Source organism: Streptomyces flavofungini (assembly GCF_041028215.1).
GTDB classification, from domain to species: domain Bacteria; phylum Actinomycetota; class Actinomycetes; order Streptomycetales; family Streptomycetaceae; genus Streptomyces; species Streptomyces flavofungini_B.
The window spans coordinates 1-22,976 of sequence record NZ_JASKYR010000033.1 but is presented as its reverse complement, the minus strand read 5'-3'; the positions used below and the strand labels follow the sequence as shown (position 1 = coordinate 22,976).

At 70.6% G+C, this 22,976-nt stretch carries 22 protein-coding genes and 3 tRNA genes; 14 read left to right on the top strand and 11 right to left on the bottom strand.

The window, feature by feature from the left end:
• The first annotated feature begins 216 nt into the window (after positions 1–216).
• The gene (locus AB8Z36_RS04480) at positions 217–1,695 is read left to right on the top strand and encodes a N,N-dimethylformamidase beta subunit family domain-containing protein (protein WP_369211839.1); all 1,479 of its coding nucleotides are present in this window, start codon (positions 217–219) and stop codon (positions 1,693–1,695) included.
• A 92-nt stretch (positions 1,696–1,787) separates the two neighbouring features.
• Positions 1,788–2,684, top strand: coding sequence for a phosphoribosylaminoimidazolesuccinocarboxamide synthase (locus AB8Z36_RS04475; RefSeq protein WP_369211838.1), 897 nt, complete (start codon positions 1,788–1,790; stop codon positions 2,682–2,684).
• Positions 2,685–2,769: 85 nt separating this feature from the next.
• Here AB8Z36_RS04475 and AB8Z36_RS04470 read toward each other — a convergent pair.
• The 8 genes from AB8Z36_RS04470 to AB8Z36_RS04435 form a co-directional block, all read right to left on the bottom strand.
• Positions 2,770–2,842 (bottom strand) — tRNA-Gly (locus tag AB8Z36_RS04470).
• 23 nt (positions 2,843–2,865) lie between these two features.
• Positions 2,866–3,474, bottom strand: a complete 609-nt coding sequence (locus tag AB8Z36_RS04465; RefSeq protein ID WP_369211837.1) for a response regulator — start codon at positions 3,472–3,474, stop codon at positions 2,866–2,868.
• Positions 3,471–4,763: a sensor histidine kinase gene (locus AB8Z36_RS04460; RefSeq protein WP_369211836.1), complete on the bottom strand. Its 1,293-nt coding sequence runs from the start codon at positions 4,761–4,763 to the stop codon at positions 3,471–3,473. Before AB8Z36_RS04460 ends, AB8Z36_RS04465 begins: the two co-directional genes overlap by 4 nt.
• A 14-nt stretch (positions 4,764–4,777) precedes the next feature.
• The gene (locus tag AB8Z36_RS04455; protein WP_369211835.1) at positions 4,778–5,575 is read right to left on the bottom strand and encodes an ABC transporter permease; all 798 of its coding nucleotides are present in this window, start codon (positions 5,573–5,575) and stop codon (positions 4,778–4,780) included.
• The gene (locus AB8Z36_RS04450; protein ID WP_369211834.1) at positions 5,572–6,576 is read right to left on the bottom strand and encodes an ABC transporter ATP-binding protein; all 1,005 of its coding nucleotides are present in this window, start codon (positions 6,574–6,576) and stop codon (positions 5,572–5,574) included. Before AB8Z36_RS04450 ends, AB8Z36_RS04455 begins: the two co-directional genes overlap by 4 nt.
• Positions 6,577–6,744: 168 nt before the next feature.
• A tRNA-Gly gene (locus AB8Z36_RS04445) sits at positions 6,745–6,820 on the bottom strand.
• 79 nt (positions 6,821–6,899) lie between these two features.
• Positions 6,900–6,971: transfer RNA gene (locus tag AB8Z36_RS04440), tRNA-Gly, on the bottom strand.
• A gap of 145 nt (positions 6,972–7,116) precedes the next feature.
• Positions 7,117–7,446 (bottom strand): histone-like nucleoid-structuring protein Lsr2, encoded by a 330-nt coding sequence (locus tag AB8Z36_RS04435; protein ID WP_369211833.1) that lies wholly within the window; start codon positions 7,444–7,446, stop codon positions 7,117–7,119.
• A 354-nt stretch (positions 7,447–7,800) separates the two neighbouring features.
• On the opposite strand from AB8Z36_RS04435, the gene purS reads away from it, so the two are divergent.
• The 8 genes from purS (at position 7,801) to AB8Z36_RS04395 (ending at position 14,917) form a co-directional block, all read left to right on the top strand.
• Positions 7,801–8,052 (top strand): phosphoribosylformylglycinamidine synthase subunit PurS, encoded by a 252-nt coding sequence (gene purS, locus AB8Z36_RS04430; protein ID WP_369211832.1) that lies wholly within the window; start codon positions 7,801–7,803, stop codon positions 8,050–8,052.
• On the top strand, positions 8,049–8,729 hold the full coding sequence (gene purQ, locus AB8Z36_RS04425; RefSeq protein ID WP_369211831.1) for a phosphoribosylformylglycinamidine synthase subunit PurQ: 681 nt from the start codon (positions 8,049–8,051) through the stop codon (positions 8,727–8,729). The genes purS and purQ overlap by 4 nt, the downstream gene beginning before the upstream one ends.
• Entirely contained in the window at positions 8,726–10,975 is a 2,250-nt protein-coding gene (gene purL / locus AB8Z36_RS04420; protein ID WP_369211830.1) for a phosphoribosylformylglycinamidine synthase subunit PurL, read from the top strand. Before purQ ends, purL begins: the two co-directional genes overlap by 4 nt.
• 130 nt (positions 10,976–11,105) lie before the next feature.
• Positions 11,106–11,612 (top strand): ArsR/SmtB family transcription factor, encoded by a 507-nt coding sequence (locus AB8Z36_RS04415; RefSeq protein ID WP_369211829.1) that lies wholly within the window; start codon positions 11,106–11,108, stop codon positions 11,610–11,612.
• 101 nt (positions 11,613–11,713) lie between these two features.
• On the top strand, positions 11,714–12,550 hold the full coding sequence (locus tag AB8Z36_RS04410; protein WP_369211828.1) for a M23 family metallopeptidase: 837 nt from the start codon (positions 11,714–11,716) through the stop codon (positions 12,548–12,550).
• Positions 12,543–13,184: a TetR/AcrR family transcriptional regulator gene (locus tag AB8Z36_RS04405; RefSeq protein WP_369211827.1), complete on the top strand. Its 642-nt coding sequence runs from the start codon at positions 12,543–12,545 to the stop codon at positions 13,182–13,184. The genes AB8Z36_RS04410 and AB8Z36_RS04405 overlap by 8 nt, the downstream gene beginning before the upstream one ends.
• 10 nt (positions 13,185–13,194) lie before the next feature.
• Positions 13,195–13,995 carry a maleylpyruvate isomerase family mycothiol-dependent enzyme gene (locus AB8Z36_RS04400; RefSeq protein ID WP_369211826.1) on the top strand — a complete coding sequence of 267 codons (801 nt, stop codon included), beginning with the start codon at positions 13,195–13,197 and terminating at the stop codon, positions 13,993–13,995.
• 79 nt (positions 13,996–14,074) lie between these two features.
• Positions 14,075–14,917, top strand: a complete 843-nt coding sequence (locus tag AB8Z36_RS04395; protein WP_369211825.1) for an META domain-containing protein — start codon at positions 14,075–14,077, stop codon at positions 14,915–14,917.
• Between the two features lie 8 nt (positions 14,918–14,925).
• Here the strand turns inward: AB8Z36_RS04395 and AB8Z36_RS04390 are convergent, their stop codons facing one another.
• A complete protein-coding gene (locus AB8Z36_RS04390; RefSeq protein WP_369211824.1) occupies positions 14,926–16,395 on the bottom strand; it encodes a sulfatase family protein in 1,470 nt (489 codons plus the stop codon).
• Positions 16,396–16,571: 176 nt separating this feature from the next.
• Between AB8Z36_RS04390 and purF the strand changes: the two genes are divergently transcribed.
• Both purF and purM read left to right on the top strand, forming a co-directional pair.
• The gene (purF, locus tag AB8Z36_RS04385) at positions 16,572–18,098 is read left to right on the top strand and encodes an amidophosphoribosyltransferase (protein WP_369211823.1); all 1,527 of its coding nucleotides are present in this window, start codon (positions 16,572–16,574) and stop codon (positions 18,096–18,098) included.
• A gap of 36 nt (positions 18,099–18,134) precedes the next feature.
• Positions 18,135–19,235, top strand: a complete 1,101-nt coding sequence (purM, locus tag AB8Z36_RS04380) for a phosphoribosylformylglycinamidine cyclo-ligase (protein WP_369211822.1) — start codon at positions 18,135–18,137, stop codon at positions 19,233–19,235.
• A 167-nt stretch (positions 19,236–19,402) separates the two neighbouring features.
• On the opposite strand, the gene AB8Z36_RS04375 is transcribed toward purM, so the two are convergent.
• Both AB8Z36_RS04375 and AB8Z36_RS04370 read right to left on the bottom strand, forming a co-directional pair.
• Positions 19,403–19,660 (bottom strand): DUF3073 domain-containing protein, encoded by a 258-nt coding sequence (locus AB8Z36_RS04375; RefSeq protein ID WP_344522176.1) that lies wholly within the window; start codon positions 19,658–19,660, stop codon positions 19,403–19,405.
• A 316-nt stretch (positions 19,661–19,976) separates the two neighbouring features.
• Complete coding sequence (locus tag AB8Z36_RS04370; RefSeq protein WP_369211821.1) at positions 19,977–21,053, bottom strand: Leu/Phe/Val dehydrogenase; 1,077 nt, start codon at positions 21,051–21,053, stop codon at positions 19,977–19,979.
• 142 nt (positions 21,054–21,195) lie between these two features.
• Between AB8Z36_RS04370 and AB8Z36_RS04365 the strand changes: the two genes are divergently transcribed.
• Positions 21,196–22,041: a hypothetical protein gene (locus AB8Z36_RS04365; protein ID WP_369211820.1), complete on the top strand. Its 846-nt coding sequence runs from the start codon at positions 21,196–21,198 to the stop codon at positions 22,039–22,041.
• Between the two features lie 487 nt (positions 22,042–22,528).
• Complete coding sequence (bldC, locus tag AB8Z36_RS04360) at positions 22,529–22,735, top strand: developmental transcriptional regulator BldC (protein ID WP_003949541.1); 207 nt, start codon at positions 22,529–22,531, stop codon at positions 22,733–22,735.
• Positions 22,736–22,976 lie beyond the last annotated feature (241 nt).

Below are 22,976 nucleotides of genomic sequence, written 5' to 3'. Positions count from 1 at the left end.
CGGCCATCGCCCCAGGCCCGGCCCGGAACCCGTGCCGCCTCCGGCGCACGCGGGCCGAGGGCGCCGGAGCACGAGCATCCGGAAGCCAACGTTCCGATCCCGTCAATTGCCGACGAACGGTGACGGGGTGCGTGCGTAATGTGATGTGCTGGGACCGGCCCCGGTCGTACGTACAGACCGGTGGCGCGGGCTCGGGGGAGCGAGGGAGGGAAAGGCATGGGGCAGGAGCCGATCCGCCGCTGGGAATCGGGGGCGCTCGCGCACGCCGTGTCGGACCCCTTCGGGCAGGGCCCGCTGCCCTGGCTGCGCGGATCCGAGCACTACTTCGACGACACGGGCCACGTCGTGCCCTGGTACGTGGACCCCGTCTCGGCCCCCGGGGTCAACATCCCGGCGGCCCGCACCGGCGGCCCGCTCAACGCCGACGACGTGCGCCGCCAGATCAAGGGCTTCACCTCCACCGGAGCCGCCGCCCCCGGCGAGGCCATCGACTTCCACGTCACGGTCGACCCGCCCCAGCAGTTCAGCGTCGACATCTACCGCATCGGGCACTACGGCGGGGACGGCGCCTCGCAGATCACCACGAGCCCCCGCCTCTCCGGCATCGTCCAGCCCGCCCCGCTCACCGCGGACCGCACCGTCTCCTGCCACCACTGGTGGCTCTCCTGGCGGCTCCAGATCCCGAGCTTCTGGAGCGTCGGCGCGTATGTGGCGGTGCTGACCACCGCCGACGGATACCGCTCGCACGTCCCCTTCACGGTCCGCGACGACCACCCCGCCGACCTGCTGCTCCTCCTCCCCGACGTCACCTGGCAGGCGTACAACCTCTATCCGGAGGACGGCCGCACGGGCGCGAGCCTGTACCACGCGTGGGACGAGCAGGGCGGTCTCCTCGGCGAGAGCGAGGCCGCCGTCACGGTCTCCTTCGACCGGCCCTTCGCCGGTGCGGGCCTGCCGCTGCACGTGGGCCACGCCTACGACTTCATCCGCTGGGCCGAGCGCTACGGCTACGACATCGCGTACGCGGACGCCCGCGACCTGCACGCGGGCCGCATCGACCCCTCGCGCTACCGCGGCCTGGTCTTCCCCGGCCACGACGAGTACTGGTCGCCCGCCATGCGCCGCACCACGGAGCTGGCCCGCGACGGCGGCACCTCCCTGGTCTTCCTCTCCGCCAACACCATGTACTGGCAGGTGGAGCTGGCCCCCTCCCCGTCCGGCGTCCCCGACCGGCTGCTCACCTGCCGCAAGCGCCGGGGCCCCGGCAGGCCCGCCCTCTGGCGCGAGCAGGACAAGGCGGAGCAGCAACTGCTCGGCATCCAGTACGCGGGCCGGGTCCCCGAGCCCCACCCGATGGTCGTGCGCAACGCCGACCACTGGCTCTGGGAGGCGACCGGGGCGCACGAGGGCGATGAGCTGGATGGCCTGGTCGCGGGCGAGGCCGACCGCTATTTCCCGCGGACGCCGCTGCCCGAGCACCAGGGCCGCATCCTGCTCTCCCACTCGCCGTACACGGACGCCGAGGGCGTCACACGGCACCAGGAGACATCGCTCTACCGCGCCCCCTCGGGCGCCCTGGTCTTCGCCTCCGGCACCTTCGCCTGGTCCCCGGCGCTCGACCGCCCCGGCCATGTGGACACCCGCGTGCAGCGCGCCACGGCCAATCTCCTCGACCGCATCTGCAAGCGGGACTGAGCCTCCGTACATCCCCGCCCAACCCCTGGCCAAGACCACGTCCCCGATACGGGAGAATCGAGAGGACTTGGCCAGAACCACCGGGAGGAACCGTGTCCGGATTCGTAGAAAAGCCCGAGCCTCTCGATGTGCCGGGCCTGGTGCACCTCCACACCGGCAAGGTGCGCGAGCTCTACCAGAACGAGGCGGGCGAGCTCGTGATGGTCGCGAGCGACCGGCTCTCCGCCTATGACTGGGTGCTGCCCTCGGAGATCCCCGACAAGGGCCGGGTGCTCACCCAGCTCTCCCTGTGGTGGTTCGACCAGCTCGCCGACCTGGTCCCGAACCACGTCATCTCCACCGACCTGCCCGAAGGCGCCCCCGCCGACTGGGCGGGACGCACCCTGATCTGCAAGTCCCTGACGATGGTCCCGGTCGAGTGCGTCGCCCGCGGCTATCTCACCGGGTCGGGCCTCCTGGAGTACGACGAGACCCGCACCGTCTGCGGTCTCGCGCTGCCCGAGGGCCTCACCGACGGCTCCGAGCTGCCCGCGCCGATCTTCACGCCCGCCGCGAAGGCCGCCGTCGGCGAGCACGACGAGAACGTGAGCTATGAGGAGGTCGCCCGCCAGGTCGGCGCCGACACGGCGGCCAAGCTGCGCCAGACGACCCTCGCCGTCTACAGCAGGGCCCGGGACATCGCCCGCGAGCGCGGACTGATCCTCGCCGACACGAAGTTCGAGTTCGGCTTCGACGGTGACGCCCTGATCCTCGGAGACGAGGTCCTCACGCCGGACTCGTCCCGCTTCTGGCCCGCCGACCAGTGGGAGCCGGGCCACGCCCAGCCCAGTTACGACAAGCAGTTCGTGCGGGACTGGCTGACGTCACCGGCCTCGGGCTGGGACCGCAGGAGCGAGCAGCCGCCGCCCGCGCTGCCGCGGGATGTGGTGGACGCCACACGCGCCAAGTACATCGAGGCGTACGAGCGTCTCACCGGCACCGCCTGGTAGCCGCACGGAGACGGCCGCGAAGGCGCGAAGACAGCCGCGAAGACACGAAGAAGGCCCCGCTCCGAGGAGCGGGSCCTTCTCTCTGAGCGGACGACCAGGTTCGAACTGGCGACCTCAACCTTGGCAAGGTTGCGCTCTACCAACTGAGCTACGTCCGCGCTGCGCCGTGGCGCGAGGACAACTATACCCAACCGCGCTCGCGCGCGAGACGCACCGCGGCATGACGGTTCTCCGCCCCGATCTTGGTGGCCGCCGAGGAGAGGTAGTTGCGCACGGTCCCCTGGGAGAGGGAGGCGCGTTCGGCGATCTCCGCGACGGGCGCGCCGTCGGCGGCGAGTTCGAGCACCTCGGCCTCGCGCTCGGTCAGCGGGGAGTCCCCGGCGGAGATCGCGTCGGCCGCCAACTCCGGGTCCACGTAACGGTTTCCGGCGTGCACGGAGCGGATGATCTCGGCGAGCCGCTGGGCGCTGACGGTCTTCGGCACGAAGGCGCGTACCCCCACCGCGAGGGCGCGTTTGAGATGTCCCGGTCTGCCGTGGCTCGTCACGATCATGGTGCGGCAGGAGGGGAGTTCGTCCCGCAGGGATGTGGCCACGCTCACACCGTCGGCGCCCGGCATCTGAAGGTCGAGCACGGCCACGTCGGGCCGGTGGGCGCGTGCCATGGCGAGCGCCTCGGGGCCGGTCGCCGCCTCGGCGACGACGACGAGGTCGTCCTCCAGGGCGAGCAGCGCGGCGAGGGCGCCCCGGATGAGGTGCTCGTCATCGGCGAGCAGCACACGCAGACTCACAGCAGGGCTTCTTCCTGTTCCTTGAGGGGGCTCCCGTTCTCCGGGGGCGTCAGCGGCACCCGCGCGGTGAGGCGGAACCGCCCCGCCGCACAGGAGGAGTCCAGCGTCCCGCCCACCTCGGCGAGCCGCTCCCGCAGCCCGGCGATTCCGGAGCCGCCGGTTCCGGTGCCGGTGGCGGCGGGTGCGGGGTCCTGGGCCGCATCGGCGGGCGCTCCGTCGTTCTCCACGGTCAGCGTCGTCCGCCCGGAGGTCACCGTCAGGGCGATGTCGCAGCGCTCGGCGTCGCCGTGGCGCAGCACATTGGTGGCCGCCTCCCGCACGACCCAGCCGAGCGCCGACTGCACGGGGGCCGGGAGCCCCGCCGCCGAGCCCGTCACCCGACAGGTGATCCCCGCCGCCTCAAGCACGCCCTGGGCGCCGATCAGCTCGACGCCGAGGTCGGCCTCGCGGTAGCCGCGTACGACTTCGCGCACCTCGCGCTGCGACTCCCGGGCGATGCGCTGCACCTCGACCATCTGGTCCACGGCCTCGGGGCGCCCGCGCCGCGCGAGCTGCACGGCGAGTTCGCTCTTGAGCGCGATGACCGCGAGGTTGCGGCCCATCACGTCGTGCAGATCACGCCCGAACCGCAGCCGCTCCTCGGCGACCGCGAGCCGCGCCTCGACCTCCCGAGCGTGGTCGGCCTCCCACATCACGGAGAGCGTCCAGGCGCCGCACCGCGAGGAGAGCAGCGTCAGCAGCGCGCCGAAGGCGATGAGTCCGGCGACCGCGGTCAGCCGTCCGCCGCTCGACCCGGCGACCGCGAAGGCGGCCACGACCACGGCGTCGAGGACCGCGACGCGGCCTAGGTAGACCCGTACGGGCACGGCGAAGGAGAGGGACTGGCAGAACGGCACCACCAGGTACAGGACGGTGAGGCCGAGCAGTCCGTCCTCGACGCCGTCCAGCGCCTCCAGGGCGACCGCCAGGGCGTAGGCGATGCCCATCAGGGCGGTGGCCACGGCGAGGTCGCGGCGCGGTGGCTCCCGCCGCTTCAGGAAGTGGTCGAGGGAGTGCCGCAGCGAGCGGTTGGCGTGCACGCACTGCGCCGCGCCCACCGCGATCAGCGTCCAGCCGAGGATCTGCGGCGCGGGGCCGGGGCGCAGGCTCAGGCCCAGCGGCAGCGAGCCCCAGCTCAGATAGAAGACCCACGGCAGGGCGTGCCACATGACGACGCTCTGGAACTCGACCTTCTCGATCTTGCTGCGCGCGTGCCAGCCCCGTTGCAGCGCCCGAATCCGGCCCACCACCCTGACCGCCCCTCTCAGTGCCTGGGCTCCCAGCGGAACCACCGTCGTACAGCAAACACCGCGACCAGGGTCCAGGCCACCGCCGTGACGGCGGCGTCGAACGCGTCCCCCGCCGAGAGGCTGCCCGTCCAGCCGCCGCGTACGAGCTGGATGACGGGGGAGAGCGGCAGGCGTTCGGCGACCGAGGCGAGGCCGTCGGGCATGACCTCGAACGGTATGACGAGCCCGGAGCCGAGCATCGACAGGAAGATCAGCGGCATGCTCATGACCTGCGCGGTCTCGGAGGTCCTGCTGAAGCTCGCGGTGACGGCGGCGAGCGCGCCGAACATCACGGTGCCGAGCAGCACCCCGAGGACGGCGTAGTGCACCGCGCCGGGCGCGCCCGCGTCCAGGAAGACCACGCAGCCCAGGCAGAGCGCCACGCTCTGCGCGAGGCCGATGGCGACGGCCGGCGTCGCCGCGCCGAGCAGGATCTCGTGGTCCCGCAGCTCACCGGTGCGCAGCCGCTTCAGCACGAGTTCCTCGCGCCGGGCCACGAAGACGCCGATCAGCGAGCCGTAGACGGCGAAGATCAGGGAGAAGCCGATCGAGGACGGCAGCAGCATCGTGCCGACGGAGAGTCCCGCCTCCTTCAGCTCGGCCTCGTCCACCGCCGACGCCACGCTGAGCGGCAGGACCATCGGCACGAAGAGGGCAGCGAACAGCGTCCCCTTGCTCCGCGCGAGCAGCGTCAGCTCGGCGCGGGCCAGGGACAGCATGCGTCCGGCGGGGGTCGTCATCGCCGTGGCGCCCACGGTCGTCGTGGAGCTCATGCCGCCGCCTCCTTCGCGTCCCGCTGGTTCTTCCGGTCCGGCGGGCCGAACCGCTCCGGGGCGCCCGTGCCGGACCCCGCGCCCGTCCCCGCGTCGCGCGCGATCCGCAGGAAGGCCTCCTCAAGCGAGGCGGCCCGTACGTCGAGCGAGCCGAGGGCGATCTGTGCGTCCCTGGCCCATACGAGGAGTTCCGTGGCCGTCCGCTGGAGTTCGTTCGTCCGCAGCCGCACCCGGCGTCCGGCGGTCTCGTGGCCCGTCACGCCGAGTCCGGCGAGCGGCGGCAGGTCACCGACGAAGTACCCGTCGGGCAGGTCGAAGGAGACGTGCGAGGGCTGCGCGGCGACCACGTCGGCGACGCTTCCCTCGGCGGCGATCCGGCCCTCGTGCAGGATCGCGAGGCGGTCGGCGAGCGCCTCGGCCTCCTCCAGGTAGTGCGTGGTGAGCAGCACGGTCGTGCCGTTGTCCCGCAGCTCCTGGACCAGTTCCCAGGTCTCGCGGCGCCCCTCGGCGTCGAGGCCCGTGGTGGGTTCGTCGAGGAAGAGCACCTCGGGCCGCCCGATGAGCGCCATGGCCAGGTCGAGCCGCCGCTTCTCGCCGCCGGAGAGCTGCTTCACGCGCACGCCGGACCGCTTGGCGAGGCCGACGACGTCCAGGGCCTCGGCGACGGGCCGTGCCCCGCTGACGCATCCGGCCCACATCCGCACGGTCTCCGCGACCGTCAACTCGGCCGGGAAGCCGCCCTCTTGCAGCATGACGCCGATACGGGGCCGCACCGCCGCCCGTTCGGTGTACGGGTCGTGCCCGAGCACCCGCACTCGTCCACCGGCGGGCGCGGCGAGCCCTTCGAGCAGCTCGACGGTGGACGTCTTGCCCGCGCCGTTGGTGCCGAGCAGCGCGAAGAGCTCGCCGCGGCCGACTCCGAAGGAGACGCCGCGCACCGCCTCGAAACCGCCCCCGTACACGCGCCGCAGATCGGTCACGTCGATCACTTGGTCAGTCATGCCCCGAGCCTCCCCCGCGCGCGGGGGCACCGGCAGTGCGCGCTGTCACCGGCCCGTGTGACAAATGTCAGAAGCGGAACCAACGTGAGACGGAGGCGGACATGAAGACGTGAACGGAGGCGGACATGAAGAAGGCCCCGGTCCGATGGACCGGGGCCTTCTTTCGAATGGAGCGAACGACGAGGTTCGAACTCGCGACCTCAACCTTGGCAAGGTTGCGCTCTACCAACTGAGCTACGTTCGCATTGCCTCCGACCAGCTCTCACTGATCGGCGCGTGCATCAGCTTACCGCAACCAGAGGACTGGTCCGTAAGCGATGCGGAGCGGGTGACAGGAATTGCACACTGCGCCTTCCCCCTGGAAGGGGGATGTTCTACTACTGAACTACACCCGCACGACTCCTTGGGACCCGGCTTTTCGGCCTTGCCCCTCGGCGTGCTCCAGACTCTAGCTGACCAGCGGGGGTGCAGCGCAAGTCGGTTGCCGCGAGGGGCTCCGGGACCACGCGGAGTCCGAGGTCCCGGAGCTGGGGGAGCCGGTCAGTTCGCCGACGCCTCGAACGCTTCGAAGGCTTCGTAGACCCGCTTGGGGATGCGGCCGCGCGGCGGCAGGTCCATCTGGCGAGAGCGGGCCCAGGCGCGTACCGCCGAGGGGTCGGCGGTCACCGCCGTGTGCCGGAACGCCTTCCCGGACTTCGACTGCTTGCGGGCAGCCTCCAGGTACGGGGCGAGGACCGTGCGCAGTTTCTCGGCGTTGGTTTGGTTGAGGTCGATCTCGTACGACGTGCCGTCAAGACCGAAGGCGACCGTTTCCGCCGCTTCCCCGCCGTCCATGTCGTCAAAGAGTGTGACTACGACACGCTGCGCCACGAATATCGGTCCCTTCGTGCGGCCGCACCGCGCTGACGTGCGGTGATGCCGACTGTCCGGCTGTTTTGGAGCGAGTATCGGCTATTGCCATTTCCTTTGTACAGTGCCTGGCAATGCATTGTGAAGTCCGTCCGAATACCTCCGCGTGTCCGGCCGTATTGCCGAGTGGTGATCTTTTCCTGGATTCTCGGTGAAGGTGCCCCGTTCGAAACCTGTTTGGGTACGGGAACGTGACCGGCATCACGTAGGATTCTACGAATCTACGCGAGTAGAAATTTTGTGCCGGTAGTCTGAAGGAACCTGCTTCAGCACCAGGCGAGCAGCACACGCCAGCACCACACACCGGGAGTGCCAGTGGCACGCGTCGTAGTCGACGTCATGCTCAAGCCGGAGATCCTCGACCCCCAGGGCCAGGCGGTGCAGCGTGCACTGCCGCGCCTCGGTTTCGAGGGCATCTCCGACGTACGTCAGGGAAAGCGCTTCGAACTCGAGGTGGCAGGGCCGGTCGACGAGTCGGCCCTCGCCCGTATCCACGAGATGGCGGAAACCTTCCTCGCCAACACCGTGATCGAGGACTTCGTCGTAAAGGTGGAGGAAGAGAAGTGACCGCTCGAATTGGAGTCGTCACTTTCCCCGGAACGCTCGACGACCGCGACACCCAGCGCGCCGTGCGGGTGGCGGGCGCCGAGGCGGTGCCGCTGTGGCACAAGGACAAGGACCTCAAGCAGGTCGACGCGGTGGTCCTGCCGGGCGGGTTCTCCTACGGCGACTATCTGCGGGCGGGCGCGATCTCGCGTTTCTCGCCGGTGATGGAGTCGGTCATCGAGCAGGCGAAGGCGGGAATGCCGGTCCTCGGCATCTGCAACGGCTTCCAGGTGCTCACCGAGACCCATCTGCTGCCGGGCGCGATGCTGCGCAACAACCACCTGCACTTCATCTGCCGCGAGCAGAAGCTGCGGGTGGAGAACGCGCGGACGGCCTGGACCGCCGACTACACGGCCGGCCAGGAGATCCAGATCCCGCTGAAGAACATCGACGGTCAGTACACCGCCGATGCGCGGACCCTGGACATGCTGGAGGCCGAGGGCCGGGTGGCGTTCCGTTATCTGGAGGGCAACCCCAATGGTTCGCTCCGTGACATCGCCGGGATCACGAACGCGGCGGGCAACGTCGTGGGTCTGATGCCGCATCCCGAGCACGCGGTGGAGCCGCTGGTCGGGACGGGCCGCACCGACGGTCTGGGATTCTTCACCTCGATCCTGAAGAAGCTGGTCAACGCATGACTCTGGATACCGTCAAGCACGCGGAGCAGACGCCCGACGTCAAGCTGCCCTGGGCCGAGCTGGGCCTGAAGGAGGACGAGTACGCGCGGGTCCGGGAGATCCTGGGCCGCCGCCCCACCGGGGCCGAGCTGGCGATGTACTCGGTGATGTGGTCCGAGCACTGCTCCTACAAGAGCAGCAAGGTGCACCTGCGCCAGTTCGGCGAGAAGGCCCCGGCCAGTGACGCCATGCTCGTCGGCATCGGCGAGAACGCGGGCGTGGTGGACGTCGGCCAGGGCTACGCGGTCACCTTCAAGGTCGAGTCGCACAACCACCCCTCCTACGTGGAGCCCTACCAGGGCGCGGCCACGGGCGTCGGCGGCATCGTGCGCGACATCATCGCGATGGGCGCCCGCCCGGTCGCGGTGGTGGACCCGCTGCGCATGGGCGACGCCCACCATCCCGACACCAAGCGGGTGCTGCCCGGCGTCGTCGCGGGCATCGGCGGGTACGGCAACTGCCTGGGGCTGCCCAACATCGGCGGTGAGCTGGTCTTCGACGCCTGCTACCAGGGCAATCCGCTGGTCAACGCCGGGGCGATCGGTGTGATGCGGCACGAGGACATCCATCTGGCCAAGGCCTCCGGGCCGGGCAACAAGGTCATCCTCTACGGGGCGCGGACCGGCGGCGACGGCATCGGCGGCGCCTCCATCCTGGCCTCCGAGACCTTCGACGACACCAAGCCGAGCAAGCGCCCGGCCGTCCAGGTCGGCGACCCCTTCCAGGAGAAGCTGCTCATCGAGTGCACGCTGGAGGCGTTCGCCGAGAAGCTGGTCGTCGGCATCCAGGACCTGGGCGCCGCCGGACTGTCCTGCGCCACCTCCGAACTGGCCTCCAACGGCTCCGGCGGCATGCGCGTCGAGCTCGATGACGTCCCGCTGCGCGATTCCACGCTCACTCCCGAGGAGATCCTCATGAGTGAGTCGCAGGAGCGCATGTGCGCCGTGGTGGAGCCGGACAAGGTCGAGCGGTTCCTGGCGATCTGCGAGAAGTGGGACGTCATCGCCACCGTGGTGGGCGAGGTCACCGACGGCGACCGGCTGGAGATCTTCTGGCACGGCGAGAAGATCGTCGACCTCGATCCGCGCACCGTGGCCCACGACGGCCCCGTCTACGAGCGCCCCTACGCCCGGCCGTCCTGGCAGGACGCCCTCCAGGCGGACGACGCGGGCAAGCTGCCCCGCCCGGCGACGTCGGCCGAGCTCAGGCAGCAGGTCCTGGCGCTGCTCGGCTCGCCGAACCAGGCCTCCAAGGCGTGGGTGACGGATCAGTACGACCGGTTCGTGCAGGGCAACACCGTGCTGGCGCAGCCGGAGGACTCCGGCATGGTCCGCATCGACGAGTCCACCGGCCTCGGCGTCGCCCTGGCCAATGACGGCAACGGCCGCTACGCCAAGCTCGACCCGTATGCCGGGGCGCAGCTGGCGCTGGCCGAGGCCTACCGCAATGTGGCCGCGAGCGGCGCCAGGCCGCTGGCGGTCTCGGACTGTCTGAACTTCGGCTCGCCGGAGGACCCGGCGGTGATGTGGCAGTTCGCCGAGACCACCCGGGGCCTGGCCGATGCCTGCCAGATCCTGGGCACCCCGGTGACCGGCGGCAATGTCTCGCTGTACAACCAGACCGGCGAGGCGGCCATCCACCCCACCCCGGTGGTCTCGGTGCTCGGCGTGATCGACGACGTCGCCCGGCGCACCCCGATCGCCTTCACCGAACCGGGCCAGCTGCTCTACCTCCTCGGTGAGACGGGGCAGGAGTTCGGCGGCTCGGCCTGGTCCCAGGTCGTCCACGACCACCTGGGCGGTCTGCCGCCGAAGGTGGATCTGGAGCGTGAGCGGCTGCTGGCGGAGATCCTCATCGCCGCCTCCCGGGACGGCATGATCGACGCCGCGCACGACCTGTCCGACGGCGGTCTGGTGCAGGCCGTCGCCGAGTCCTGCCTGCGCGGCGGGCAGGGCGCCCGGCTGATCGTGCCGGACGGCCTGGACGCGTTCACCTTCCTGTTCTCCGAGTCGGCCGGGCGCGCCGTCGTCGCGGTCCCCAGGAGCGAGGAGCTGCGCTTCACCGACATGTGCGGGGCGCGCGGTCTGCCCGTCACCCGCATCGGCGTCATCGACGGCGACGCCCTGGACCTCCAGGGCGAGTTCACCCTGCCGCTGACCGAACTGCGCGAGGCCCACGAGGGCACCCTGCCGGGGCTCTTCGCCTGACGCGTTCGTCCTGAGCCCCCGTCCGGACCTGGTCCGGGCGGGGGCTTCGTCGTTCCCTTCCGCGCCTCTGCCCGCAGCCGGTCCTGAGCAAGGGTTGCCAGAAATTACGTAGTTACGTAATCTCGTACTCGTGGATCTCGAAGAGCGCGTCGCCGAGCTGGAACGGCGCATGGCAGAGCTGGAGAACGCGGGCCCGGCCGCGCCCGCCGTCGGCGAGGGCGACTTCTGGGCGCTCGACGCGCTGAAGGTGCGGCATCCCGTGACGTCGGAGGCGGACGGCGCCGTCCTGTTCACCGGGGCGGTGCGGGTGCCGACGGGGCATCGGTACGAGTGGCAGTACGGGCAGCTGACGGAGTCACTGTTCGACGGCGACTGGTCCGAGGCCGCCGAATCGTTCGCGGCACTCGGCCATCCGGTGCGGCTGCGGCTGCTGCGGGAGATCCTCGGCGGTCTGCGCACCGCCGCCGATCTCGCCGCGCTCGACGACGTGGGGACGACCGGCCAGATCTACCACCACCTGCGTCAACTCACCGGCGCGGGCTGGCTGCACAGCGCGGAGCGCGGGCGGTACGAGGTGCCCGCCGGTCGTGTGGTGCCGCTGCTCGTGGTGCTCACGGCCTCGCGACCGGTGACCTGACCAGTGACCTGACCGGCGCGGCGGATGACCTGACCGGCGGCGCGGACCGGCGCGGCCGTGGTCTGACCGAACACATACGCACATCGCACCAGGGGGAAGTCATGTCCGTAGGCCGACGCAAGCTCGCCGCCGTGGTCCAGCAGGCGCTGTGGGTGATCTTCTTCGCCCAGATCGTCGTCAGATTCTTCACGGAGCTGCCGTACAACTACTGGCTGTCCTGGCTGCCCGCGCTCGGCGCGATCGCCATCAGCGTGGTGAACTCGCGCTCCGCCCAGCGGCGGATCACGGCGGAACCCCCGGCCCCGGTCGAGGTCGAGGCGCCGGTCACCGGCCGCTGGTCGGCCCTCAACAGCCCCGCCGACAAGGTGCCGAGCCACGGCACGCACCACCTCGGGCAGACCTACGCGATCGACATCACGGCGGAACCGGAGGAGGGCGCCCGGCCCACACCCGTCTGGTTCTGGCCCGTCGCCAGGTCCGGCAAGGCCTATCCCGCCTTCGGGGAGCCACTGCTCGCGGTGGCCGACGCCACCGTCGTGCACGCCGAGGACGGCCAGCGCGACCACCTCAGCCGCAGCTCCCTCGCCGGAGTCCTGTACTTCTGGCTGGTCGAGGGCGTCGGCAGGACGCTCGGCGGCGCCCGCCGCGTCGTCGGCAACCACGTCATCCTCGACCTCGGCGACGGCACCCACGCCATGTACGCCCACGTCCAGCAGGGCTCGCTCACCGTGCGGGCGGGGGACCAGGTCGTCGCCGGACAGCGGATCGGCCGGTGCGGGAACTCCGGCAACTCCACCGAACCGCACGTCCACTTCCAGCTCATGGACGGCCCCGACCTGGACACGGCACGCGGTGTGCCGTTCCGCTGGAGCGGGCTCGGCGTACCGGCGAACGGCGAGGTGTTCACGGCCGCGCCAGTACAGTGCGGGAATGGCTGAGGAACCCCTGGGGCTGCGCGAACGCAAGAAGCGGCAGACCGCGCACCGGATCTGGCGGACCGCCCTCGACCTCTTCCTCCAGCGGGGTTTCGACAAGGTCTCCGTGGCGGAGATCGCCGCCGCCGCGGACGTCTCGAAGATGACGGTCTTCAACTACTTCGGCACCAAGGAGGACGTGCTCCTCGGCCCGATGGAGGAGCACGTGGCCGACGCCGCCGACGCGGTGCGCGACCGGAGGCCCGGCGAGTCGGCGGTCGACGCGCTGCGCCGCCAGTTCCTCGCCCGGGTCGACGGGCGCGACCCCTCCGTCGGGCTCTCCGACGACGTGCGCCTCGTCCGGCTCCACCGGCTCATCGGTGAGACGCCCGCGCTCGCCCGCCGCGTCATGCTTTTCCGGCTGCGCGGCGTCGACCTCCTCGCCGAGGTGCTGACCGAGGAGACCGGCGACCGGCTGATGGCGGACATCGCCGCACGTCAGCTCATGGCCGCGCGCGACGCGGTGATCCTGGAGAACCACCGCAGGCTGCTCGCGGGCGACCGCGCCGAAGACATGGCCGCCGACTGCGCGGCCCTCGCCGAGCGCGCCTTCGACCTGGTCGAAAAGGGACTGCAGGGCTACCCCGGGAACGCTTAGGGTCAGCACCATGCCACCGGCCAAGAAGCGCACGCGTACGTACGACTCCGCCAGGATCCGCACGGCCGTGCTCGCGCAGTCCGGCGCCGTACGGGACGCGGTCGCCACCCTCACCCCCGACCAGCTCGCCCGGCCGACCCGCCTCGGCGACTGGACGGTCCGCGAACTGACCGCCCATCTCGTCATGGTGCTCGGCACCCTCCACCGCTACCTCGGCGAGCCGGAACCGGCACGGCACGAAGTACCCCTGATGGACTGGCCCTTCGCCACGGTCACCGCCGCGTCCCGGGTCGACGAGGACACCCGGGCCGTCGCCGGGGACGGGGACACCGATCTCGGCGAGCTGTTCGCGCGCACCCTGAGCGGCGTCGAGGAGTCGCTGGCCGAGGCCCCGGACGCCCGTCTCGTCCCGTCCCGCTTCGGCGCCATGACCCTCGGGGACTTCCTGGTCACCCGTACCGTCGAGCTGACCGTCCACACGGACGACCTCAACGACGCCGTGCCCGGCCTCGACGTCCCCCATGACCGGCAGGCGCTCGCCGCCTGCGCCCGGCTGCTCGCGGACGCCCTCGCGGTGAAGGCGCCCGGCGCCTCGACCGAGGTCCGTATCCCGCCGTACGCGGTGGTGCAGTGCGTGCAGGGCCCCCGGCACACCCGCGGCACCCCGCCGAACGTCGTCGAGACCGACCCGCTGACCTGGATCCGCCTCGCCACGGGCCGCACCGACTGGAAGACGGCGCTCGACGCGGCGAAGGTCAGCGCGAGCGGCGAACGGGCGGATCTCTCGGAGCTGCTGCCGATCATGGGCTGACCCGGGACGCCGACGGGCGCCGGAAGCCTCGCCGCGGGGCGGATGGAACCGATCCCCCCACTTGTTCCGTCACATCGCCATGCACACGCAGCGTCTGACCCTGACCCTGACCGCGCTGGCCTCCGCCGGGCTGCTGCTCACCGCATGCGGCACCGAGTCCGGGACCGGCTCCGACGGCGGCTCCGCCGACCGGTCCGCGGGCAGCGCACCGGCCATCACCGGCGTCCGCTGGAACGTCGACAGCGTGACCGTCGGCGGCAAGAAGTACGCGGCACCCGACGGCGCCCATCTCAAGATCGGCAAGGACGGGCGGGCCGGCGGCAGCTTCGGCTGCAACCACGCCGGTGCCGACGTCGAGATCGACGGGGACGAACTGTCCTTCAGCAAGACCCGGATGACGGACATGGCCTGCACGGACGGCGACCGCATGGCGTTCGAGAAGAGCCTCGCGCGCACCCTGGGCAAGGAGAAACTGACGGCGAAGGTCGACGGCGACCGGATGACCCTCACCTCCGCCAAGGGAGACCACGTGGACCTGACCTCGCGCGCCGACGAGCCCGACGCCCCGCTGACCGGCACCAAGTGGACGGTGAACGCGGTCGGCGACGCCCGCACGGCCGCCTCCCTGCCGAAGGACCTGACCGACAAGGTCCATCTCACCTTCGGCAAGGACGGCACGGTCCGCGGCAACCTCGGCTGCAACGACGTCTCCGCCAAGGCCGAGGCCAAGGACGGCCGCATCACCTTCGGCGCCCCCAGGACGACCCGCAAGATGTGCCCCGGCGAGGCGATGAGGACCGAGCGCAAGCTGCTGAAGCTCTTCGACGGCACGGCGCGCTACGAGGTGCGCCAGGACACTCTGAAGCTCACCGCGGCCGACGGCACGGTCATCAACGCGGACGCCGCCAAGAACCGGAGCTAGCACCGGAGTCAGGCGTACGGGAGCAGTTCCTCGTCCGTCCGCTCCCACGCCCGCCGCAGCTCCGCGAGGAGACGCGGTTCGGCGGCGGCCCGGTCGGCCTGCTCACGCCGGTCCTCGGCGAGGTGGAAGAGCTGGTCGGCGCCGCCCTTGCCGCGGTAGTACTTCCAGTCGCCCCGGCGCAGCGCCCGCTCGCCCCGCACCCGCCAGAACAGCTCACGCTCGGCGGGCTTCTCGCCCTTCAGGAGGTACGGGGCGAGGCTGGTGCCGTCCAGCGGGTGGGCGCGGTCCGGCCGTGCCCCGCCGATCTCCAGGAGCGTCGCGGTCCAGTCCGGGGTGAACACGGGCTCGTGGCTGACCTGCCCGCCGTCGATCCGCGCGGGCCAGCGCACGATCGTCGGCACCCGGATGCCGCCCTCCTGGAGCGAGCCCTTGTTGCCGGACAGCGGCCAGTTGTACGAGAAGCGCTCGCCGCCGTTGTCGGAGGCGAAGAAGACCAGGGTGTCGCGCTCCTGGCCGGACGCGCGCAGCGCGTCGAGCACGGCGCCGACGGACCGGTCCAGGTCCTGGACCATCTCCGTGTACTTCTCGACGGACCCGCCGTCCTGGTGCCAGAGCGCGCCCTTCTGGCCCGCCTTGATCCTCCGTACGATCTCGGCGCTCTCCTCCGTGTCGCCGTCGGCTGTCCACGGCCAGTGCGGGGTGGTGAAGTTGAGGTTGAGCAGCCAGGGCCTGCCGCCGTGGTCGCGCCGCACGTACGCGCTCGCCCGCTCGGTCAGGACGCGCGTGTAGTACCGCAGGTCCTTGTACTCCGCGTCGCCCTCGTAGAGGTCGTACTCGCCGCCGAGCCCCAGCTTCGAGTAGTACTCCAGGGCCCCGCCGAAATTGCCGAAGAACTCGTCCCAGCCGGACCGCGTGGGTGAGTAGTCCGGCAGGTAGCCGCAGTGCCACTTGCCGATCAGGGCGGTCGCGTAACCGGCGCCGCGCAGGAGGGATGCGAGCGTGGGGTGATTCGGGTCGAGGCCCACGGACTTGTCGGCGATCGGCTCGGCGAGCCCGCCCTTCGTACGCCCGGGGAAGCGGCCCGTGTAGAGGCTGAAGCGGGTGGGCGAGCAGGTCGCAGAGCCGGAGTAGGCGTCCGTGAACCGGACCCCCTGGCGGGCGAGCCGGTCCAGGTGCGGCGTCCTGATGTGCGGCGATCCGTACGAGGACAGATCGGCCCAGCCGAGGTCGTCACCGAGGATGAACAGGATGTTGGGGCGCCTCGCGTGCCGCCCGCGCGCGGCGGCGAAGGGCCGCTCGCCGGTCTGGGCGGCGGTCTCGGCGGTGCTCGCGGCGCCTTCGCCGGGCGCCGCGTGGGCCGGTGCCCCGGCACCCAGACCGGCGGCGGCCGCCGTGCCCGCCACCCCGCCGGCGAACGAGCGCCGGGACAACCGAGAAGAACGTGACCATCCATGAGGCTGCATGATCAGGAGCCTCATGGCGGGCCGGAACGGGTGTCAACGCGCTGCCGTGGCTGTTCACAAGGCCGTCGTCGCAGTTCACAGGGTTGTCGTCCCGCTGTAGCACTCGGGCGGTACGGAGGCGTGCTCACCCTCCGTACAGGACCCGTATCCCCAATTCGGACCAGTGGTCGATCTCGCCTACACTCGATGACGTGCCACGTGGTGACGGTCGACTCAATCACGATCTGCTCCCCGGCGAGAAAGGCCCCCAGGACGCGTGTGGCGTCTTCGGTGTCTGGGCTCCGGGTGAAGAGGTCGCCAAGCTCACTTACTTCGGGCTGTACGCCCTCCAGCATCGAGGCCAGGAGTCCGCGGGAATCGCGGTCAGCAATGGCTCCCAGATCCTTGTCTTCAAGGACATGGGGCTCGTCTCCCAGGTCTTCGACGAAACGTCTCTCAGCTCGCTCCAGGGTCATATCGCGGTCGGTCACGCCCGCTACTCGACCACCGGAGCCTCCGTATGGGAGAACGCCCAGCCGACGTTCCGTGCCACCGCGCACGGTTCCATCGCGCTCGGGCACAACGGCAACCTCGTCAACACGGCCCAGCTCGCCGAGCTGGTCGCCGACCTGCCCAAGGAGAACGGCCGCGCGACCCAGGTCGCCGCGACCAACGACACCGACCTGGTGACGGCCCTCCTCGCGGGCCAGGTGGACGACGACGGCAAGCCGCTGACCATCGAGGAAGCCGCCAAGAAGGTCCTGCCGGACGTGCAGGGCGCCTTCTCGCTCGTCTTCATGAACGAACACACGCTGTACGCGGCCCGCGACCCGCAGGGCATCCGCCCGCTGGTCCTCGGCCGTCTGGAGCGCGGGTGGGTCGTCGCCTCGGAGTCCGCCGCGCTCGACATCTGCGGCGCCAGCTTCGTCCGCGAGATCGAGCCGGGCGAGTTCGTCGCGATCGACGAGAACGGTCTGCGAACCTCCCGATTCGCGGAAGCGAAGCCCAAGGGCTGTGTCTTCGAGTACGTCTACCTGGCGCGCCCCGACACGGACATCGCCGGCCGGAACGTCTACCTCTCGCGCGTCGAGATGGGCCGAAAGCTCGCCGCGGAATCCCCCGTCGAGGCCGATCTGGTCATAGCGACCCCCGAATCCGGCACTCCCGCCGCGATCGGTTACGCGGAGGCCTCCGGCATCCCCTTCGGCGCGGGCCTGGTCAAGAACGCCTATGTGGGCCGGACCTTCATCCAGCCCTCGCAGACGATCCGCCAGCTCGGCATCCGCCTCAAGCTGAACCCCCTCAAGGAAGTCATCAAGGGCAAGCGCCTCGTGGTCGTCGACGACTCGATCGTCCGCGGCAACACCCAGCGCGCCCTGGTCAAGATGCTCCGCGAGGCCGGCGCCGCCGAGATCCACATCCGGATCTCCTCGCCGCCCGTGAAGTGGCCCTGCTTCTTCGGCATCGACTTCGCGACCCGCGCCGAGCTCATCGCCAACGGCATGACGATCGACGAGATCGCCACCTCCATGGGCGCCGACTCGCTCTCGTACATCTCCATCGACGGCATGATCGAGGCCACCACCATCGACAAGCCGAACCTCTGCCGAGCCTGCTTCGACGGCGAGTACCCGATGGACCTGCCCGACCCCGAGCTGCTCGGCAAGCAGCTCCTGGAGACGGAGCTGGCCGCCGGTCCGGCGTCCACGGCAGCGGCCGACGCGATCCGTCGCCCGTAAGCCCACGTAGTAACGACACGAAGGTTCTCACTCACCATGCCTACCGAGTTTTCTGAGCGCGCTTCGCACGCGGGCACTGGTGCCAGCTACGCAGCCGCAGGCGTAGACATCGAGGCGGGCGACCGCGCCGTCGAACTCATGAAGGAGTGGGTCAAGAAGACCCAGCGGCCGGAGGTCGCGGGCCTCGGCGGCCTCGGCGGCTTCGCCGGGCTCTTCGACGCCTCCGCCCTCAAGCGCTTCGAGCGCCCCCTCCTCGCCTCCGCGACCGACGGAGTCGGGACCAAGGTCGACATCGCCCGCCAGATGGGCGTGTACGACACGATCGGCCACGACCTGGTCGCGATGGTCATGGACGACATCGTCGTCTGCGGCGCCGAGCCGCTCTTCATGACCGACTACATCTGCGTCGGCAAGGTCCACCCGGAGCGCGTCGCCGCCATCGTCAAGGGCATCGCCGAGGGCTGTGTCCTTGCGGGCTGCTCGCTGGTCGGCGGCGAGACGGCGGAGCACCCCGGGTTGCTCGGCCCGGACGACTTCGACGTCGCGGGCGCGGGCACCGGAGCGGTCGAGGCCGACCGCCTGCTCGGCGCGGACCGCATCCGTACGGGTGACGCGGTCATCGCGATGGCCGCCTCCGGTCTTCACTCGAACGGGTACTCGCTCGTCCGGCATGTGGTCTTCGACCGCGCGGGCTGGGCCCTGGACCGCCAGGTCGAGGAGTTCGGCCGCACGCTCGGCGAGGAGCTCCTTGAGCCCACGAAGATCTACTCCCTGGACTGCCTGGCGCTCACCCGCACCACGGACGTCCACGCCTTCAGCCACATCACCGGCGGGGGTCTCGCGGCGAACCTCGCCCGGGTGATCCCGGACGGCCTGCACGCGGTCGTCGACCGTGGCACCTGGGCCCCGGGCGCGGTCTTCGACGTGGTCGGCAAGGCGGGCCAGGTCGAGCGCCTGGAGCTGGAGAAGACGCTGAACATGGGCGTCGGCATGATCGCGATCGTCCCCGAGGAGTCGGCGGACGCGGCGCTCACCACCCTCGCCGACCGCGGTCTGGACGCCTGGGTCGCCGGTGAGATCACCGAGCGCGGCGCGCACACCACGGGCGCGGCCCTGGTCGGGGACTACGCCAAGTAGGAGTGCGGGGCAGCCCGTCCGGGCTGCCCCCGAGGCCCGTCCGGACTGCCCCCGAGGCAGCACAAAACCCGGTCCGGTGTGGTGACCACCCCGGACCGGGTGAAGCGCGGCGAGCCGTCAGGCGAACCGCGAATGCCGCTTGTGCAACTACTGCTCGTGCAACGAGGTCAAGCGCCGCGGCGCTGCGACGACGGACCGGACTCTTCGGCAGAGTCGTCGTCCTCGTCGTCGTTATACAGATCCGCGTACTGGGCGTACGGGTCGTCTTCCTCGTCGTCGTCTTCGAACGGCTCGCCATTCGGCGGCTGTTGCGAAGTCGAAGCGCCCAGCTCATTGGCCAGACGCGACAGGTCAGTCCCGCCGCTGCTGTACTTCAGCTGGCGGGCGACCTTCGTCTGCTTGGCCTTTGCCCGGCCGCGCCCCATGGCTCGACCCCCTCGGATACGGGGCTCGACGGCCCCAGAGTCTTGACACGCGTTCATGATCTAGAACGGACTCTCCTCGGAGAGACCGGTCCGTAGGGCTTCCACGGTACCTGTTCCTGCGGCCATACGGTACGTCGCCCGCAGGACGCGCCTCGGCGCAGAACCCGCGAGGAGCCCCGTCCTCGCTGGTCAACTGCGATTTTAACCTCTTCTTGTCGGGCGACCCGCCGACGGGGGTGAGTCTTGTCTCTCGTTCCCGTCGGCGGGGCCCCCGCAGGGCGTCACACGACGCCGGAACCTCGCATTCCGTACGGCCTCAGCGGGCGTCCGCCATCCGCTGCTCGGCGATCCTGTCGGCCGCGGCGGCCGGCGGGATGCCGTCCTGCTTCGCACGAGCGAATATGGCGAGCGTGGTGTCGAAGATCTTCGTGGCCTTCGCCTTGCACCGGTCGAAGTCGAACCCGTGCAGCTCGTCGGCGACCTGGATCACGCCGCCCGCGTTCACCACGTAGTCCGGCGCGTAGAGGACCGACCGGTCGGCGAGGTCCTTCTCGACGCCCGGGTGGGCGAGCTGGTTGTTGGCGGCGCCGCACACCACCTTCGCGGTCAGCACGGGCACGGTGTCGTCGTCGAGGGCGCCGCCGAGGGCGCAGGGCGCGTAGATGTCGAGGCCCTCGGTGCGGATCAGCGCGTCCGTGTCGGCCACCGCCGTCACCGACGGGTGCTTGTGGACGATCCGGTTCACCGACTCCTCGCGCACATCCGTGACGAGGACCTCGGCGCCGTCCGACAGGAGGTGCTCGACGAGGTGGTGCCCGACCTTGCCGACGCCCGCGACGCCGACCTTGCGGCCGCGCAGGGTCGGATCGCCCCACAGGTGCTGGGCCGAGGCCCGCATGCCCTGGAAGACGCCGAAGGCGGTCAGCACCGAGGAGTCGCCCGCGCCGCCGTTCTCGGGGGAGCGCCCGGTGGTCCAGCGGCACTCACGGGCGACGACGTCCATGTCCGCCACGTAGGTGCCGACGTCGCAGGCCGTCACGTACCGGCCGCCGAGCGAGGCCACGAAGCGGCCGTAGGCGAGGAGCAGGGCCTCGCTCTTGATCTGCTCGGGGTCACCGATGATCACCGCCTTGCCGCCGCCGTGGTCGAGCCCGGCCATGGCGTTCTTGTACGACATGCCGCGCGCGAGGTTCAGGGCGTCGGCGACGGCCTCCTCCTCGGTCGCGTACGGGTAGAAGCGGGTGCCGCCGAGGGCGGGGCCCAGGGCGGTGGAGTGAAGGGCGATGACGGCCTTGAGGCCACTGGCACGGTCCTGGCAGAGCACTACTTGCTCATGGCCGCCCTGGTCCGAGTGGAACAGGGTGCGCAGGACGCCGTTGTCTGCATCGGTCACGGTGGTGACTCCCGGTCGAGTAGCGGCGGTGGGCGGGCTCCCGTACGGGTGGCGGGGGCCCGATGGGCATGAGACTAGAGCCTGATCGGCCATGGCACGATCACCCGTGTTTTCCAACCTGTACGTGGGGGAGAGAGCAGCCGTGCCCAAGGTGTCATCGGTGACGGTCCCGTACGCGTCCTACTTGCGTGTCTATGAGCCCCTGGCCGCCTTCCCGGAACCGGAACGCGGTCACTGGACGCGCTATGCGCGCCGCTCCGACCGCCCCTCCTACCAGGACGAACTCCGCCGTTCGCTGGCGGACCTCGTGTCCACGCCGCCCGTGCCCGTGCCGGTGCACGAGAGCGGCGAGGCGTTCGTCCTGGAGACCGACGGGGTGGTCTGCGTCTGCCCGTGGCGGACCCGGCTGCGCGGCTGGCAGGCGATGGGCGAGCTGCCCGAACAGTTGCCCGCGCCGGTCCTCGACGCGGTGCTGCCCCCGGTGGTCCGCCGCCAGACGGCGGCCGACTACGAGCGGTGGCGGGCCCGCAACCCCGACGCCAGGCCCTGGATCCGCACCTCCACGTGGCAGGTGCCCCTGCACTGGTTCGTGCTCGTGACGGACGAGGAGCGGGACTACGAGCCGTGCGCGGGGCCCGGACGGCCCGCCGTGCTCCGCTACCGCACGAAGATGGTGGAGGCCAGGCGCAGGGTCGCGCGCGGTCTGCGGACGCTGCGGGACGCCCTGGACGACGCACCGCTCGTCGAGGGGCTCGTGGATGTGGGCCGGTGGCTTGAGGAGTTCCACCCGCGCTCGCTGGTCGAGGTGGACTACGGAGGTCTTGTGCACGCCGTCTCCGCCGACGATCTCGACGAGGACCACTCGGCGGCGGACGTGGCCGAGGGGATCGAGGCGCTGCGCAAGGGCGACGGCGAGATGGCGGGCGAGGCGTATGCGAGGCTCGTGGAGCGGTGGCGGGCGGTGCGGCACCTTCAGTTCGCGAACTGAACGCCGGACGCGCGACCGGCCGCCGGGCACCGGACGGCCGCCGGGACGTAGGTCCCGATCCGGGCCTTTGCCTCAAGCGTGATGGACCGCACTTACGGGGCCCTTGCGCCCATCACCCCTCCTCGTGCCAAAATAGGACAAGGAGTCCGGGGAGGGCTCCTTCCGCCCAAGTAAGGGCGGATTGCTCTGCATTGCACGCTATGGGGGGTCCTGTTGACTCCTGATCGCCCTGTGACTGATCGTCACAGTGGCGTGACTGTCCGCTATGGCATGGTCCATCGGCTTCCGTCGGTGATGAACACCTGGGAGGGCAATTCCATCGGTTTGGCCGACGCGGCTGGACGGATGGTGTAGTTGTAGTGCCGAGGACAAGCCGTTCGTCCTATAACCGACTCGACTCGCGTCCGCCATTTCGGGCAACGCGGGTCAAGGTGCAGAATTTAGAGGAATGAACCGAGAAGGTTCGGTTCTCCCGAGGAGGCCGCTCATGACCGCTCGCACCCCTGATGCCGAGCCGCTGCTGACCCCGGCTGAGGTCGCCACGATGTTCCGCGTCGACCCCAAGACGGTGACGCGCTGGGCCAAGGCTGGCAAGCTCACGTCGATTCGCACGCTCGGCGGACACCGCCGGTACCGCGAGGCTGAGGTCCGCGCACTGCTCGCGGGTATTCCGCAGCAGCGCAGCGAAGCCTGAACCACCGCTCAACCAGCAGTAACTCGTACAACTCGGGCGAAGAGCACCACTACTGCCGGGTCCCCCAACCTGGTCGTACGTCCGACATATGGCTACACGCGACGCGGGTCCCGCCCCAACGGGAGCCACGCCTGAACCACTTGGGTGAGTCGTCTGATCGCGCTGGACTCCGCCGGGTCCAGCGCGATCTTTTTTGTGCGCCTCGGGGGGTCGGTCAGGGCGTCCGTGCGCGCCCTTGTTG

Coding starts and splice junctions, on each gene's coding strand:
- AB8Z36_RS04480 (WP_369211839.1), top strand. CDS start 217: ATGGGGCAGGAGCCGATCCGCCGCTGGGAATCGGGGGCGCTCGCGCAC.
- AB8Z36_RS04455 (WP_369211835.1), bottom strand. CDS start 5,575: ATGAGCTCCACGACGACCGTGGGCGCCACGGCGATGACGACCCCCGCC.
- AB8Z36_RS04450 (WP_369211834.1), bottom strand. CDS start 6,576: ATGACTGACCAAGTGATCGACGTGACCGATCTGCGGCGCGTGTACGGG.
- purL (WP_369211830.1), top strand. CDS start 8,726: ATGACTCTGGATACCGTCAAGCACGCGGAGCAGACGCCCGACGTCAAG.
- AB8Z36_RS04410 (WP_369211828.1), top strand. CDS start 11,714: ATGTCCGTAGGCCGACGCAAGCTCGCCGCCGTGGTCCAGCAGGCGCTG.
- AB8Z36_RS04405 (WP_369211827.1), top strand. CDS start 12,543: ATGGCTGAGGAACCCCTGGGGCTGCGCGAACGCAAGAAGCGGCAGACC.
- AB8Z36_RS04400 (WP_369211826.1), top strand. CDS start 13,195: ATGCCACCGGCCAAGAAGCGCACGCGTACGTACGACTCCGCCAGGATC.
- AB8Z36_RS04395 (WP_369211825.1), top strand. CDS start 14,075: ATGCACACGCAGCGTCTGACCCTGACCCTGACCGCGCTGGCCTCCGCC.
- AB8Z36_RS04390 (WP_369211824.1), bottom strand. CDS start 16,395: ATGAGGCTCCTGATCATGCAGCCTCATGGATGGTCACGTTCTTCTCGG.
- purM (WP_369211822.1), top strand. CDS start 18,135: ATGCCTACCGAGTTTTCTGAGCGCGCTTCGCACGCGGGCACTGGTGCC.
- AB8Z36_RS04375 (WP_344522176.1), bottom strand. CDS start 19,660: ATGGGGCGCGGCCGGGCAAAGGCCAAGCAGACGAAGGTCGCCCGCCAG.
- bldC (WP_003949541.1), top strand. CDS start 22,529: ATGACCGCTCGCACCCCTGATGCCGAGCCGCTGCTGACCCCGGCTGAG.